At 60.1% G+C, this 15120-nt stretch carries 18 protein-coding genes; 1 reads left to right on the top strand and 17 read right to left on the bottom strand.

The annotated features are described in order from the left end of the window. Positions 1-20 precede the first annotated feature (20 nt). The 16 genes from hisS to trmJ form a co-directional block, all read right to left on the bottom strand. On the bottom strand, positions 21-1310 hold the full coding sequence (hisS, locus tag QMX97_RS17490) for a histidine--tRNA ligase (protein ID WP_065908631.1): 1290 nt from the start codon (positions 1308-1310) through the stop codon (positions 21-23). A 23-nt stretch (positions 1311-1333) separates the two neighbouring features. Then, positions 1334-2443, bottom strand: a complete 1110-nt coding sequence (ispG, locus tag QMX97_RS17485; RefSeq protein ID WP_025859271.1) for a flavodoxin-dependent (E)-4-hydroxy-3-methylbut-2-enyl-diphosphate synthase — start codon at positions 2441-2443, stop codon at positions 1334-1336. A gap of 2 nt (positions 2444-2445) precedes the next feature. Further along, on the bottom strand, positions 2446-3453 hold the full coding sequence (locus QMX97_RS17480; protein ID WP_262135482.1) for a RodZ family helix-turn-helix domain-containing protein: 1008 nt from the start codon (positions 3451-3453) through the stop codon (positions 2446-2448). Beyond that, positions 3453-4211 carry a type IV pilus biogenesis/stability protein PilW gene (gene pilW, locus QMX97_RS17475; RefSeq protein WP_065908627.1) on the bottom strand — a complete coding sequence of 253 codons (759 nt, stop codon included), beginning with the start codon at positions 4209-4211 and terminating at the stop codon, positions 3453-3455. Before pilW ends, QMX97_RS17480 begins: the two co-directional genes overlap by 1 nt. A 12-nt stretch (positions 4212-4223) precedes the next feature. Then, positions 4224-5372, bottom strand: a complete 1149-nt coding sequence (gene rlmN / locus QMX97_RS17470) for a 23S rRNA (adenine(2503)-C(2))-methyltransferase RlmN (RefSeq protein ID WP_065908625.1) — start codon at positions 5370-5372, stop codon at positions 4224-4226. A gap of 29 nt (positions 5373-5401) precedes the next feature. Beyond that, on the bottom strand, positions 5402-5827 hold the full coding sequence (gene ndk, locus QMX97_RS17465) for a nucleoside-diphosphate kinase (protein WP_060754319.1): 426 nt from the start codon (positions 5825-5827) through the stop codon (positions 5402-5404). 92 nt (positions 5828-5919) lie between these two features. Next, a complete protein-coding gene (gene iscX / locus QMX97_RS17460; protein WP_065908623.1) occupies positions 5920-6120 on the bottom strand; it encodes a Fe-S cluster assembly protein IscX in 201 nt (66 codons plus the stop codon). 14 nt (positions 6121-6134) lie between these two features. Continuing rightward, positions 6135-6476 carry an ISC system 2Fe-2S type ferredoxin gene (gene fdx / locus QMX97_RS17455; RefSeq protein ID WP_015885743.1) on the bottom strand — a complete coding sequence of 114 codons (342 nt, stop codon included), beginning with the start codon at positions 6474-6476 and terminating at the stop codon, positions 6135-6137. A 3-nt stretch (positions 6477-6479) separates the two neighbouring features. Continuing rightward, positions 6480-8342, bottom strand: coding sequence for a Fe-S protein assembly chaperone HscA (gene hscA / locus QMX97_RS17450; protein WP_106802685.1), 1863 nt, complete (start codon positions 8340-8342; stop codon positions 6480-6482). 51 nt (positions 8343-8393) lie between these two features. Continuing rightward, positions 8394-8915, bottom strand: coding sequence for a co-chaperone HscB (gene hscB / locus QMX97_RS17445; protein ID WP_106802684.1), 522 nt, complete (start codon positions 8913-8915; stop codon positions 8394-8396). 8 nt (positions 8916-8923) lie between these two features. Then, positions 8924-9247, bottom strand: coding sequence for an iron-sulfur cluster assembly protein IscA (gene iscA / locus QMX97_RS17440; RefSeq protein ID WP_003175963.1), 324 nt, complete (start codon positions 9245-9247; stop codon positions 8924-8926). A gap of 28 nt (positions 9248-9275) precedes the next feature. After that, positions 9276-9662: a Fe-S cluster assembly scaffold IscU gene (iscU, locus tag QMX97_RS17435; RefSeq protein ID WP_003209682.1), complete on the bottom strand. Its 387-nt coding sequence runs from the start codon at positions 9660-9662 to the stop codon at positions 9276-9278. Positions 9663-9761: 99 nt separating this feature from the next. Further along, on the bottom strand, positions 9762-10976 hold the full coding sequence (locus QMX97_RS17430; protein WP_017530022.1) for an IscS subfamily cysteine desulfurase: 1215 nt from the start codon (positions 10974-10976) through the stop codon (positions 9762-9764). Positions 10977-11026: 50 nt separating this feature from the next. Beyond that, complete coding sequence (gene iscR / locus QMX97_RS17425) at positions 11027-11518, bottom strand: Fe-S cluster assembly transcriptional regulator IscR (RefSeq protein ID WP_003194020.1); 492 nt, start codon at positions 11516-11518, stop codon at positions 11027-11029. 301 nt (positions 11519-11819) lie between these two features. Continuing rightward, on the bottom strand, positions 11820-12605 hold the full coding sequence (cysE, locus tag QMX97_RS17420) for a serine O-acetyltransferase (RefSeq protein WP_065908617.1): 786 nt from the start codon (positions 12603-12605) through the stop codon (positions 11820-11822). Positions 12606-12607: 2 nt separating this feature from the next. Beyond that, the gene (gene trmJ, locus QMX97_RS17415) at positions 12608-13378 is read right to left on the bottom strand and encodes a tRNA (cytosine(32)/uridine(32)-2'-O)-methyltransferase TrmJ (RefSeq protein ID WP_282397324.1); all 771 of its coding nucleotides are present in this window, start codon (positions 13376-13378) and stop codon (positions 12608-12610) included. A gap of 145 nt (positions 13379-13523) precedes the next feature. On the opposite strand from trmJ, the gene suhB reads away from it, so the two are divergent. Then, complete coding sequence (gene suhB / locus QMX97_RS17410; protein ID WP_003175971.1) at positions 13524-14339, top strand: inositol-phosphate phosphatase; 816 nt, start codon at positions 13524-13526, stop codon at positions 14337-14339. 201 nt (positions 14340-14540) lie between these two features. Here the strand turns inward: suhB and QMX97_RS17405 are convergent, their stop codons facing one another. Beyond that, a complete protein-coding gene (locus QMX97_RS17405) occupies positions 14541-15083 on the bottom strand; it encodes a glycine zipper 2TM domain-containing protein (protein WP_065908615.1) in 543 nt (180 codons plus the stop codon). Between the last annotated feature and the right edge of the window lie 37 nt (positions 15084-15120).

Genomic DNA, 15120 nt, shown 5'->3' with positions numbered 1-15120 from the left:
AATTCGGCTGTTCGACAGCTTCAACCCTGCACGACGCAGGTGGCCAAGTGCGCGGCGAGCGCATCAAAGGCAATGTTCTGTTGCTCGCCCTGGCCACGCAGGGGTTTGAAACCTATCACTTGCTGGGCCAGCTCGTCATCGCCGAGGATCAGTGCATACAGCGCACCGCTCTTGTCGGCCTTCTTGAACTGGCTCTTGAAGCTGCCGGCGCCGGCATTGATCTGCAGGCGCAGGTTCGGCAGTTGGTCGCGAACCTTTTCGCTCAGGGCCAGGGCTGCCAGTTCGGCCGCCTCGCCGAACGCGCACAGGTACACATCCACCTGACGGGAGATTTCTTCCGGGACCTGCTCCAGGGTTTCCAGCAGCAGGATCAGCCGCTCGATACCCATGGCAAAACCTACACCCGCGGTCGGCTTGCCGCCCATCTGTTCAACCAGGCCGTCGTAACGCCCACCGGCACACACGGTGCCCTGGGCACCGAGCTTGTCGGTGACCCACTCGAACACGGTCTTGCTGTAGTAATCGAGGCCACGTACCAGCTTCGGGTTGATCACGTACGGAATCCCGGCCGCCTCCAGGCGAGCCTTGAGGCCCTCGAAGTGGAGTCGGGATTCGTCGTCCAGGTAGTCGGCCATTTTCGGCGCATCAACCAGCACGGCCTGGGTGTCGGCGTTCTTGGTATCAAGGACGCGCAACGGGTTGGTTTTCAGACGGCGCTGGCTGTCTTCATCCAGTTTGTCCAGGTGGGCGGACAGGTATTCGACCAGGGCCTCGCGATAGCGACCGCGCGACTCGCTGGTGCCCAGGCTGTTGAGCTCAAGCTTGACCGCGTCGCGGATGCCCAGCAGGCCCCACAGGCGCCAGGTCAGCACGATCAGCTCGGCGTCGATGTCCGGACCGTCGAGGTTGAACACCTCCAGGCCGATCTGGTGGAACTGGCGATAACGGCCTTTCTGCGGGCGCTCGTGGCGAAACATCGGGCCGATGTACCAGAGTTTCTGTGGCTGGCCGCCACCGGTGAGGCCATGCTCGAGCACGGCGCGCACGCACGCGGCTGTGCCTTCCGGACGCAGGGTCAGGGAGTCGCCGTTGCGGTCCTCGAAGGTGTACATCTCTTTTTCGACGATGTCGGTCACTTCACCGATCGAGCGCTTGAACAGCTCGGTGAACTCGACGATCGGCATGCGGATCTGCTTGTAACCGTAGTTATCCAGCAGGCGCGCGACAGTGCTCTCGAAGTAACGCCACAGGGGCGTCTGCTCAGGCAGGATGTCGTTCATGCCACGAATGGCTTGCAGAGACTTGCTCACATCAAATCCTTAAATTCGTTCAATCAGCCGCGCGCGATCAGCGCTGCGTCAGCCGCGACCTTTTCGGCCGCTTTCTCGCGGATCAGTCTTTCGAGCTCATCCACCAGATTGTCATTCGTCAACTTCTGCGACGGCTTGCCGTCGATGTAGATCAAGTTCGGTGTGCCGCCGGTCAAGCCGATGTGCGCCTCTTTGGCTTCACCCGGGCCGTTGACCACACAACCGATTACCGCGACATCCAGCGGCACCAGCAGGTCTTCGAGGCGCCCTTCCAGTTCGTTCATGGTTTTCACCACGTCGAAGTTCTGCCGCGAGCAGCTCGGGCAGGCAATGAAGTTGATGCCACGGGAACGCAAATGCAGGGATTTGAGAATGTCGTAACCGACCTTCACTTCCTCTACCGGGTCTGCCGCGAGGGAGATGCGGATAGTATCGCCAATCCCTTCGGCGAGCAGCATACCGAGACCCACCGCAGATTTCACTGTGCCTGAACGTAAACCGCCGGCTTCGGTGATACCCAGGTGCAGCGGCTGCACGATTTCCTTGGCCAGCAGGCGGTAGGCTTCTACGGCCATGAACACGTCGGAGGCCTTCACGCTGACCTTGAAGTCCTGGAAATTCAGGCGTTCAAGGTGTTCAACATGGCGCAGCGCCGATTCAACCAGCGCCGCCGGGGTCGGCTCGCCGTATTTCTTTTGCAGGTCTTTTTCCAGGGAGCCGGCGTTGACGCCGATGCGGATCGGAATGCCGCGATCACGCGCCGCATCCACCACGGCACGCACACGGTCTTCGCGACCGATGTTGCCCGGGTTGATACGCAGGCAGTCCACACCCAGTTCGGCTACGCGCAGTGCGATCTTGTAGTCGAAGTGAATGTCGGCCACCAACGGCACCTTGACCAGTTGCTTGATGCGACCGAAGGCTTCGGCAGCATCCATGTCCGGCACGGATACCCGTACGATGTCCACGCCGGCCGCTTCCAGACGGTTGATCTGGGCAACGGTGGCGGCCACGTCATTGGTGTCGCTGTTGGTCATGCTCTGCACCGCGATGGGGGCATCGCCGCCCACCGGCACCGAGCCGACCCAGATCTTGCGCGATACGCGACGTTTGATTGGAGATTCGCCGTGCATGACTATTGTCCCAACTTGAGGCGAGCGGTCTCGCCACTGGTGAACGGCGCCACGTCCACAGGCTGGCCGTTGTAGGCCACTTGCGCGCCACGGGCAAAGCCCAGACGCAGCGTCAAAGGAGGCTTGCCGCCTTGGTCAAGAGTATCTCCCTTACGCTTCAGACCGCTAAACAGCACTTTGCCATTGCCATCGGTGACCTGCGTCCAGCAGTCAGCGATGAAGGTGATCTGTACGCGCCCATCACCCGCGATCAATGCCGGGGCGGTAGGCGGTGAAATCGCAGGCGCTGCCGGAGCGGCCGGCGTTGGGGCCGCTGGCGCCTGCGCCGGAGTCGCTGGAGTGTGCGCCTGGGCGGCCGGAGCTGCCGGTGTGTGAGCCGGTGCAGACGGCGTCGCAGGTGCTGGTACGGCAGCGGTTGCGGCAGGTGCGGTTTCTGCTGCTGGCGGCTCAGTGGCAACCGGCGCTTCAGGCGCGGCCTGGCTCTCAGCCACAGCCTGGTCCTCTGGCTCATCGAGCGGGTGAATCTGGGTGGTGCCGTCGGCGCTTTCGACTTCGACGTGCTCCATGGCGTTGCTGGTCAGGTCCTTGGAGCGCTGGGAGGTCTGGTCTTGCCACCAGACAAACCCGCCGCCAATGACAGCGATCAGCAGCAACAGGCTGACAATGCGTAAAATCGTGTGGGAAACCCGCACCGGCTCTTCGATGCGGCCCAGGCCGTGGACATTGCTGCCCTGGGAGTCGGTGCCGGTGAACTGGTCGAATTCCTGGACCAATACGGCTTGGTCGATCCCCAGCAGCTTGGCGTAGGCGCGGATGTAGCCGCGGGCGAAGGTATGCCCAGGCAGCTTGTCGAACGCGCCGGCTTCCAGGTTGCCCAGGGAGGTGGTGGTCAAATTGAGCTTGAGGGCCACTTCCGCCAACGACCAACCATTGCTTTCGCGGGCCTGACGCAAGGTGTCGCCTGGGTTTACGCGATTAGCTGCTACAACTTCCGGGTGCGCCGCTTTCATCATTGCTCCGACAGGTATTGCTGATATTCCGGCGTACCGGGATAGAGTCGTTCGAGTTGCTGGCCAAAACGTGCGGCCGTGTCGCGTTCTTCATGAACCGTCGCCAGGCGCACACCGAGCAATAGACTACGTGCATTTTGCCCGCTGAGCAGGCTAAAACGCTCGTAATAGTCACGTGCCGGCACATAATGCCTGTCTTCGTAGGACAACTCAGCCATTTCGAGCAACGCGCGTGGCTGACGACCGTTCAAGTGCAGGGCTTTTTCCAGTTGCTGGCGTGCGCTGTCGCGCTGGCCGAGGCGCATCGAGGTCACCCCAAGGTTCTCGAACACCCGCGAGCGTTCAGGATAGAGGGTATCGGCGCTGGCTTGCTGGAAATTAACGGCTGCCTGGTCATAACGTTGCTGCGCGAACAGGAAGCTGCCGTAATTGTTCAGCAACCTCGGATCGGCAGGCCGGACGGCCAGGGCTTTGTTGAAATACTGATCGGCCAGTTCAGGCTCGGCCTGGGCCTGGAATACCAGGGCCAATGCCGCGTTGACGTCGGCATCGTCGCTGTCCAGCGCCAGGGCCTTTTTCAATGGCACCTTGGCCTGTTCGCTCATGCCTTGCTGCAGGTACCCCAACCCCAGTTGCACATAGGCAACTCGCGCCGCGTCACGGCCTTTACCGGTTTGCAACGGGCTTTCATGTCCCGATGAAACACATCCGGCCGCAAGGCCGGTCACCAGTAAAAGCAGCGCAAGGCGCAAGGGCATAGAGATCCTCTCTCAGTTTCGATTCGCAGCGCTTTGTGGCATATCGTCGGCGGCGCTCAGTTCGCGCACCGCGATATAACGTTCGCTGCGACGGGTGCGATCCAGCACCTGTCCTACCAATTGGCCACAGGCAGCGTCGATGTCTTCACCACGGGTGGTGCGTACGGTGACGTTGTAGCCGGCCTGGTGCAGTTGATCCTGGAAACGGCGGATGGCGTTGTTGCTCGGCCGCTCGTAGCCAGAATGTGGAAACGGGTTGAACGGAATCAGGTTGATCTTGCACGGGATGTTCTTGAGCAACTCGATCATCTCGACCGCGTGTTCGACCTTGTCGTTGATGTCCTTGAGCAGGGTGTACTCAATGGTCAGCACGCGCTTTTCGCCCAGGGACGACATATAGCGCTGGCAAGACTCGAGCAGCATCTTAAGCGGATACTTCTTGTTGATCGGCACCAATTGGTTACGCAATGCGTCATTGGGTGCGTGCAGCGACAACGCCAGGGAGACGTCGATGTGCTTGGACAACTCATCGATCATCGGCACCACGCCGGAGGTCGACAGGGTCACACGGCGCTTGGAGATGCCGTAGCCCAGGTCGTCCATCATCAGATGCATGGCCGAAACGACGTTGTCGAAGTTCAGCAGCGGCTCACCCATGCCCATCATCACCACGTTGGTGATGGCACGGTCGACGGTTGCCGGGACGCTGCCAAAGGATTTGTTGGCAATCCACACCTGGCCGATGACTTCGGCGGCGGTGAGGTTGCTATTGAAGCCTTGCTTGCCGGTGGAGCAGAAACTGCAGTCCAGGGCACAGCCTGCCTGGGACGAAACGCACAAGGTGCCGCGTTTGCCCTGGGGAATGTACACGGTCTCGACACAGCTGCCGGACGCCACGCGCACCACCCATTTACGGGTGCCGTCGCTGGAGATGTCCTCGCTGACCACTTCCGGACCACGCACTTCAGCAATAGCCTTGAGCTTGTCGCGCAAAGCCTTGCTGACGTTCGTCATGGCGTCGAAATCGTCGACGCCAAAGTGGTGAATCCACTTCATTACCTGACCGGCACGGAAACGCTTCTCCCCGATTGAGTCGAAGAATTTTTCCATTTCCTGTTGAGTCAGACCCAGCAGGTTGGTTTTAACAGTCGATGTAGTCATGGATTCACCCTCACTCTTTAAGCCGATGCTTAGCGAGCGGTTACTTCAGTAGCAGCGAAAAAGTAAGCGATTTCGCGAGCAGCAGCGGCTTCGGAGTCCGAACCGTGTACAGCGTTGGCGTCGATGGACTCAGCGAAATCAGCACGGATGGTGCCGGCAGCTGCTTCTTTAGGGTTGGTAGCGCCCATCAGCTCACGGTTCAGAGCGATAGCGTTTTCGCCTTCCAGGACCTGAACAACAACAGGACCGGAGATCATGAAGGCAACCAGGTCGCCGAAGAAGCCACGAGCGCTGTGCTCAGCGTAGAAGCCTTCAGCTTCAGCTTTGGACAGTTGCTTGAGTTTCGAAGCTACAACCTTCAGGCCGGCTTTTTCGAAACGAGTGGTGATCTCGCCGATGACGTTTTTTGCAACAGCGTCAGGCTTGATGATGGAGAAAGTACGTTGAACAGCCATGGTGTAACTCCAGAAACGGTAATTTACGAAAAATTAAACCCGCGAATTATACGCGGGTTATTGGGTATTGCCTAACTGCGTAAAAAGGCGGTTCAGTCTGCTTCTTCGATCCACAGGCCTTGAATCGCCTCCAGAACCTTTTCGCCACCCCGGTCGGGGATGTCGTCGAAGTCCGGCAGCTCCATCACCAGATTGCGCAGCTTGACGAAGTTGACCGTCAGAGGATTGACCTCCGGGTGGGCTTGCGCAAGTTGTATAGCGATCTCTTGTACATCAACCCATTTCAGGCTCATGACATTTCCTTGAATCAATGCGGCGCTTCGGCTGCATGGTTGAGGGAATATTTCGGGATTTCGACGGTGATGTCTTCAGTTCCGACCTTTGCCTGACAGCTTAGGCGAGAAGTCGCCTCCAGGCCCCAGGCGCGGTCCAGAAAGTCCTCTTCGAGCTCATCCGCTTCTTCCAGGGAGTTGAAGCCCTCGCGAATCACGCAGTGGCAGGTGGTGCAGGCGCACACACCGCCACAGGCGCTTTCGATCTCGATGTGGTTGTCATGGGCAACTTCGAGGATGGACTTGCCGGTCTCAGCCTCCACGACCATACCGTCCGGGCAATGCTCGGCGTGTGGCAGAAAAATGACCTGCGGCATTAATTATTCCTCGATTTCATTCAGGTTGCGCCCGGCCAGTGCGGCTTTCACCGTCTGATCCATGCGCCGGGCGGCAAACGCATCCGTGACCTGCGACAAGCGCTTGGTCTGCTGCTCGATGGCGTAACCATCGTTGCCTTTCATCAGTTCAGCCAGTTCCTGCATTTGCAGGTCGATGACCATGCGCTCTTCGGCATCCAACAGGCGCTCGCCATCCGCTTCAAGGGCGCCCTGCACCGCTTCGAGCAGGCGCTGGGCATCCACTTGCTGCTCACGCAATACGCGGGCGACCTTGTCGTCACCGGCATATTGGAACGAGTCCTTAAGCATCTTGGCGATTTCGCCGTCGGTCAGGCCGTAGGACGGCTTGACCTGGATGCTGGCTTCGACGCCGGACGCGAGTTCGCGCGCAGCGACACTGAGCAGGCCATCGGCGTCGACCTGGAAGGTCACGCGAATCTTCGCCGCACCGGCCACCATCGCCGGAATGCCGCGCAATTCAAAGCGCGCGAGGGAGCGGCAATCGCTGATCAACTCGCGCTCGCCTTGCAGCACATGAATCATCATGGCCGTCTGGCCATCTTTGTAAGTAGTGAAGTCCTGGGCGCGGGCAACGGGGATGGTGGTATTACGTGGAATCACCTTCTCCATCAGGCCGCCCATGGTTTCGAGGCCCAGGGACAGCGGAATCACGTCGAGCAGCAGCAATTCGCCACCATCGCGCTTGTTCCCAGCCAGGGTATCGGCCTGGATCGCAGCACCAATGGCGACTACCTGATCCGGGTCGATTTCAGTCAGCGGCTGGCGACCAAAGGCTTCGGCCACGGCCTCGCGAACGCGCGGCACACGGGTGGAACCACCCACCATGACCACGGCACCGACGTCTTCCAGCTCGATTCCGGAATCACGCACGGCGCGACGGCAAGCCTTGAGGCTGCGGGCAACCATCGGCTCGATCAACGCATCGAAGGCTTCGCGGGTCAGTTGAGCCGACCAAGTACCGTAGGACACTTCAACCGAAGCAGCATCAGTCAACGCTTCCTTGGCCGCACAGGCGGTTTGCAACAGGTTGCGTTGCGCGCCCGGATCCAGGTCAGCCGACAAGCCGGCGCTGGTGATGATCCAGCCCGCAATGGCGTGGTCGAAGTCATCGCCGCCCAGGGCGCTGTCGCCGCCGGTGGCGAGCACTTCGAAGACACCGCCGGTCAGGCGCAGGATCGAAATATCAAAGGTGCCGCCGCCCAGGTCATAAATAGCGACCAGGCCTTCTGCGTGCTGATCCAGGCCATAGGCCACGGCCGCCGCAGTCGGCTCGTTGAGCAGGCGCAGCACGTTGAGGCCGGCGAGTTTCGCCGCGTCCTTGGTGGCTTGACGCTGAGCATCATCGAAATACGCCGGAACGGTGATCACCGCGCCCACCAGTTCGCCGCCCAAGGTGGATTCCGCACGCTGGCGCAGCACCTTGAGAATATCGGCCGACACTTCCACCGGGCTCTTCGGCCCCTGGACAGTGTCGATGAACGGCATATGGGATTCGCCACCGACAAAGCGGTACGGCAACTGGTCGCCCAATTGCTTGACGTCGGACAGACCACGACCCATCAAGCGCTTGACCGACAGCACGGTGTTCAAGGGATCGGTAGACGCGGCCAGCTTGGCCGACTCGCCCACTTCGGTGCGATCAGCGTGATAGCGCACGGCGGACGGCAGGATCACCTGGCCATTGGCGTCGGGCAGCGGCTCGGACAGGCCGCTGCGCAAGGCAGCAACCAGGGAATTGGTGGTGCCCAGGTCAATCCCCACCGCCAGGCGACGCTGGTGCGGTTGAGGGCTTTGGCCGGGTTCGGCGATTTGCAGTAGAGCCATGGTAATCAGGTCTTATCTGTCTATCAGGCGTGCATCACGGGCAGCACTGGGTTAATCGTCGAGGCGCTCTTCTAACTGGCGCACTTCGTAGGTGAGCTTGTCGAGGAACTGCATGCGCCGCATCAGGCGTTCGGCCTGTTCGCGTTGCGCAGCATCGTTCCAACAGGCTGCGAAGCTTTCGTTAAGCTCATCCTGGGCCGTTTTCAGACGACGCTTGAAGACCGCGACACCCGCCAGATCAGCTTCGTCCTGCAAGTCTTCGAGCTCTTCGCGCCACTGCATCTGCTGCATCAGGAAGTCCGGGTCGTGCACCGTGACTTCCAGCGGCAACTCGCCACCGTTCATCGCGAGCAGGTAACGCGCGCGTTTCGGAGGGCTTTTGAGCGTCTGATAGGCTTCGTTGAGGCTGGCCGATTGCTCCAGGGCCTGGCGTTGCTCACGCTCGGAAGCGTCAGCGAAGCGGTCCGGGTGCACGCCACGCGCCAATTCACGGTAGCGCGTGGCCAGCTGTTCGAGGTCCAGCCGGAAACTCGGCTGCAGCTCGAATAAAGCGAAATGACAAGGAGTACCCACGAATAGCCTCAGATGTTGAAGCTTTCGCCGCAGCCACATTCACCGCGCACGTTGGGGTTGTTGAACTTGAAGCCTTCGTTCAACCCTTCCTTGACGAAATCGAGTTCGGTGCCGTCCAGGTAGGTCAGGCTCTTGGGGTCGATAATCACTTTCTCGCCGTGACTTTCGAACACCTGGTCTTCCGCAACCACCTCGTCGACAAACTCCAGCACGTAGGCAAGGCCGGAACAGCCCGTGGTGCGAACACCCAGACGAATCCCCTCACCTTTACCGCGCCCATTCAGGGAGCGGCGAATGTGCTGCGCAGCCGCTTCTGTCATGCTGATAGCCATCGTTGACTCCTTACTCGTCGCCAAATGCTTAGATCAAGCCTTTCTTCTGCTTGTAGTCGCGAACGGCCGCCTTGATGGCGTCTTCAGCGAGTACCGAGCAGTGAATTTTCACCGGCGGCAGGGCCAGTTCTTCGGCCAGCTGGGTGTTGCTGATGGTGACAGCCTCATCCAGGGTCTTGCCTTTCATCCACTCGGTAGCGAGGGAGCTGGAGGCAATGGCGGAACCGCAGCCATATGTCTTGAATTTGGCGTCTTCGATAACGCCAGCTTCGTTAACCTTGATCTGCAGGCGCATCACATCGCCGCACGCCGGAGCGCCGACCATGCCGGTGCCGACATCAGGGTCTTCCGCGTTCATCTTGCCGACGTTGCGCGGGTTTTCGTAGTGGTCGATGACCTTTTCGCTGTAAGCCATGGTACTGAATCCTCACTCATCAGGGCCGCTCTGGAACCCTGTAAAAACGCCTGCGTTTTCCGCCACGTTCCTACAGAGCTTGGGTGGCGGCTTCTATATTTAGTGTGCCGCCCACTCGATCTTGGAAATATCGACACCGTCTTTGTACATGTCCCACAGCGGCGACAAAACGCGCAGCTTGTTGACGGCCTCGCAGACTTTCTGCGCGGCGTAGTCGACTTGTTCTTCGGTGGTGAAGCGGCCGAACGTAAAGCGGATTGAGCTATGTGCCAGTTCGTCGTTGCGGCCCAGGGCGCGCAGGACATACGAAGGCTCAAGCGAGGCCGAGGTGCAGGCCGAACCGGACGAAACCGCCAGGTCCTTGAGTGCCATGATCAGCGACTCGCCTTCGACGTAGTTGAAGCTCAAATTCAGGTTGTGCGGTACACGGGCGGTCATGCTGCCGTTGATGTACAGCTCTTCAAGGTTCTCGACCTGCTTGTAGAAGCGATCGCTGAGGGCCTTGATGCGCACGTTTTCGGCAGCCATGTCTTCCTTGGCTACGCGGAAAGCTTCGCCCATGCCGACGATCTGGTGGGTCGCCAGGGTGCCCGAACGCATGCCGCGCTCGTGACCGCCGCCGTGCATGGTGGCTTCGATACGCACGCGAGGCTTGCGGCTCACGTAGAGCGCGCCGATGCCTTTAGGGCCGTAGGTCTTGTGGGCAGAGAACGACATCAGGTCGACTTTCAGTTTCGACAGGTCGATGTCGACCTTGCCGGTGGACTGGGCAGCGTCGACGTGCAGCAGGATGCCCTTGGAACGGGTCAGCTCGCCAATGGCCGCGATGTCGTTGATGGTGCCGATTTCGTTGTTCACGTGGATCACGGAAACCAGGATGGTGTCTTCACGCAGCGCGGCCTCGATCATGGCCGGGGTGACGATACCGTCGGTGGTTGGCTCGAGGTAGGTCACCTCGAAACCCTCACGCTCCAGTTGGCGCATGGTGTCGAGGACAGCCTTGTGCTCAATCTTGGTGGTGATCAGGTGCTTGCCCTTGGTCGCATAGAAATGCGCCGCGCCCTTGATTGCCAGGTTGTCGGACTCGGTGGCACCGGAGGTCCAGACGATTTCACGCGGGTCTGCACCCACCAGGTCGGCGACCTGGCGACGAGCGTTCTCGACCGCTTCCTCGGCTTTCCAGCCGAATACGTGGGAACGGGAGGCCGGGTTGCCGAAGTTTCCGTCAACCAGCAGGCATTCACTCATCTTTTGCGCGACACGCGGATCAACCGGGGTGGTCGCTGAGTAATCAAGGTAAATCGGCAATTTCATGGACTTTCTCCTAAATCAGGCTGGCTGGCGTGCCGTTAGCTCTTCGGCTGTCACTCGACGGCGGACGCTTCAATCTTGTCCAGACGCGGCGCCTTGGTGTTGCAACGGCGCTGGTCCTGACGCTGGGCTACTTCTTGCACCTCACGGCGAGTCACAAGATCAGCCAAGCTGATACCACTCAAAAACTCATGGATCTGCAGGCTCAAGTCGCACCACAGGTGGTGCGTCAGGCAGGTGTCGCCGGCGTGGCAGTCACCCAGACCCTGGCATTTGGTTGCATCGACGGATTCGTTCACCGCGTCGATGACCTGGGCTACCTGGATGCCCTGCATGTCGCGGGACAGTTGATAGCCGCCGCCCGGCCCACGCACGCTGGAAACCAGGTTGCTGCGGCGCAACTTGGCGAACAGCTGCTCGAGGTAGGACAGGGAAATGCCTTGGCGCTCGGAGATATCGGCCAGGGACACCGGCCCAGTTTGCGCGTGCAAGGCCAGGTCAAGCATGGCGGTCACCGCGTATCGGCCTTTTGTAGTCAGTCTCATGGACAAGTACCAAGGTGTTTCAGAATGGGAGCAAGTATGCGATTCCCGAGTATTTAAGTCAACTATAAGACCTAGTACTTTAGTCAGGATTACCCGTAAAAAGGGCGCGCGAATCATAGCAGGATGGGGTGGGGACGACCAGCAGGAACAAGGTCAACGCCCGACCTCATGACCAATGGAGATCAAATGTGGGAGCTGGCTTGCCTGCGATTGGCGGTGGATCAGCAGCTCAAGGGGTAGCTGGCAGACCGCTATCACCGGCAAGCCAGCTCCCACAGGAGAGTTCTATCAACCGTAATATCTAGCCTGCCTTGGTGGCTGATGCTTCGTCCTTGATCTCGGCGAAGTCTTCTTCGCGCAACTCAGGCAGATCTTTCGCACAGTAAGGGCTGCCCAGATCCTTCAGCGCACCGCACATGCCCTCCAGCTTGCCATCTACGGCCTGCAGATGATCGAGCAACTGGCCGATGGCGCGTGCCACCGGGTCCGGCATGTCTTCGCTGACGCCGTAGGCATCGAAGCCGATCTTCTCGGCCATGGCCTTGCGCTTGGCTTCCTGCTCATCGCCGACTTCCGGCTTGACGATGATCCGCCCAGGAATGCCGACCACGGTCGCGCCGGCCGGTACCGCCTTGGTCACCACCGCATTGGAGCCGACCTTGGCGCCCGCGCCGACCGTGAACGGACCCAGCACCTTGGCACCCGCCCCGACCACCACACCGTCTTCGAGGGTTGGGTGGCGCTTGCCTTTGTTCCAGCTGGTACCGCCGAGGGTCACGCCCTGGTAGAGGGTTACGTCATCCCCAATTTCAGCCGTCTCGCCGATCACAATGCCCATGCCATGGTCGATAAAGAAGCGACGCCCGACCTTGGCCCCCGGGTGGATTTCGATCCCGGTCAGCCAGCGACCGAAGTTCGACACCAGCCGCGCCAGCCATTTCCAGCCCATGCCCCACAAGGCGCCGGACAGGCGATGGATCCAGATTGCATGCATGCCCGGGTAGCACGTCAGCACTTCAAAGGCGTTGCGCGCCGCCGGGTCACGGTGGAAAACACTCTGGATATCTTCTCGCAAACGCTCGAACATTTTTAATCCTTCCGCTTAAGAAGCTCGCCACGGGCCGCCTTCTGGGTTTCCGTGAGGATGCCACGCAATATATTCATTTCCGCCCGGCTGACCGAGCTGCGTCCGTACAACCGACGCAGGCGCGCCATCAAGTGCCGTGGTTTTTCCGGATCGAGGAACTCGATGGCCACCAGGGTTTGCTCCAGGTGTTCATAGAATCGCTCCAGTTCGTCCATGGTGGCCAACTCGCCACTCTTGGTCGACGCCACTTCGCCCTTCTCGACCTTGCTCGGCTGCCCTTCTGCGGCCAGCCAGGCCATGCGCACTTCATAACTCAACACCTGCACCGCTGCCCCGAGGTTCAGCGAGCTGAACTCCGGGTCTGATGGAATGTGCACGTGGTAATGACATCGCTGCAGCTCTTCATTGGTGAGGCCGGAGTCTTCACGGCCAAACACCAGCGCGATCTCAGCGCCGCCAGCCGCGTCTTCCACGACCTTGGTCCCGCACTCGCGCGGATCCAGCAGCGGCCAGGGAATGCGGCGATCGCGAGCGCTGGTGCCGAGCACCAGGTTGCAACCGACCAGGGCGTCTTCCAAGGTGGCGACGACCTGGGCCTTTTCGAGGATGTCATTGGCGCCGGACGCACGGGCATCAGCCTCGTGATGGGGGAACACGCGCGGTTCGACCAGCACCAGGCGCGTCAGCCCCATGTTTTTCATGGCTCGCGCCACCCCGCCGATGTTGCCGGGATGACTGGTATTGACCAAGACGACACGGATGTTTTGCAGCAAGGGAGGCGCTCTCGGACACGGGAAAGGGGAGCAAATCTTACAGAACAGCCTAAGGTTATGCCATGAAAGCTAACGTCGTCCTTCACCTGAAGAAAGTTTCTGCTAGAATGCCCGGCTTTCTTTAACAACCTTAGGTGACACATCCATGCAGCCCATGCTGAATATCGCGCTGCGCGCCGCCCGCAGCGCCAGTGAATTGATCTTCCGCTCCATCGAGCGCCTGGATACCATCAAGGTCGACGAAAAAGACGCCAAGGATTATGTATCCGAGGTGGACCGCGCCGCCGAACAGAAAATCATCGACGCCCTGCGCAAGGCCTACCCTACCCACGGCATCCTCGGTGAAGAAACCGGCCTGCACAAAGGTAGCGGCGAAGGCGAAGACTACCTGTGGATCATCGACCCACTGGATGGCACCACCAACTTCCTGCGCGGCATCCCACACTTTGCTGTGAGCATTGCCTGCAAATACCGTGGCCGCCTGGAACACGCCGTCGTACTCGACCCGGTTCGCCAGGAAGAATTCACCGCCAGCCGTGGCCGTGGCGCCCAGTTGAATGGTCGTCGCCTGCGTGTCAGCGGCCGTACCAGCCTGGACGGCGCCCTGCTCGGCACCGGCTTCCCGTTCCGTGACGACCAGATGGACAACCTGGAAAACTACCTGGGCATGTTCCGCGCCCTGGTTGGCCAGACCGCCGGCATCCGCCGCGCCGGTGCCGCCAGCCTGGACTTGGCCTATGTGGCCGCAGGTCGTTTTGATGCGTTCTGGGAATCGGGCCTGTCCGAGTGGGACATGGCTGCAGGCGCCCTGCTGATCCAGGAAGCAGGCGGCCTGGTGAGCGACTTCACCGGCGGTCACGACTTCCTTGAGAAAGGCCACGTGGTTGCCGGCAACACCAAATGCTTCAAGGCAGTACTGACGGCGATCCAGCCGCACCTGCCGGCTTCGCTGAAACGCTAAGCGAGCGAGCACAAAAAAAGCACCCCGAGGGGTGCTTTTTTTATGCCTGGGATTTGGAAAAACCCAGTACCACTGACTCAACACAATCCAATGTAGGCGCTGGCTTGCCTGCGATTGCTGTCAGCCAGCTAATCAGCTGCTGACCCAGCGCAATCGCAGGCAAGCCACCCCCTACATCTGGATCAGTGCCAGGCTTATCAATTACTGCTGGTTCTGACCCAGGATCAGCCGACCTTCTTTATCGACTGGAATCTGGCCACCCGGATCACGGTCCATGCGCACAGACCCTTCCTTGCCATCCAGGTTGTAACGCACGTCATAACCGACCACCTTGTCGCTGATGTCATTGACGGTGTTACAACGGGTTTGAGTGGTGGTGTAGGTATCGCGGTTCTGCATGCCTTCCTGAACCTTGTTACCGGCGTAACCGCCACCGACCGCGCCGGCTACAGTAGCCAGCTTCTTGCCATTACCACCACCGACCTGGTTGCCCAACAGGCCACCGGCCAGTGCGCCGACTACTGTACCGACGATCTGGTGTTGATCCTGAACCGGCTTTTGCCGGGTCACTGCGACGTCCTTGCAGACCTCGCGCGGGGTTTTGATCTGGGTTTTTACCGGCTGCACCGCCAGCACTTGCGCATACTCAGGGCCGCTTTTCACCAGGCTGTAGGTGGCAACAGCACCCCCGGCAGTCACACCGACAGCACCCAATACCGCACCAACCAGCAACGACTTGTTCACGTGAACCTCCTGACCATCACAAACGGACCGAAAGATC

It is taken from the genome of Pseudomonas sp. PS01298 (assembly GCF_029959745.1).
Taxonomy (GTDB): Bacteria; Pseudomonadota; Gammaproteobacteria; order Pseudomonadales; family Pseudomonadaceae; genus Aquipseudomonas; species Aquipseudomonas aylmerensis.
The sequence above is the reverse complement of the archived record's forward strand: the minus strand, read 5'-3'. Positions and strand labels throughout refer to the sequence as shown.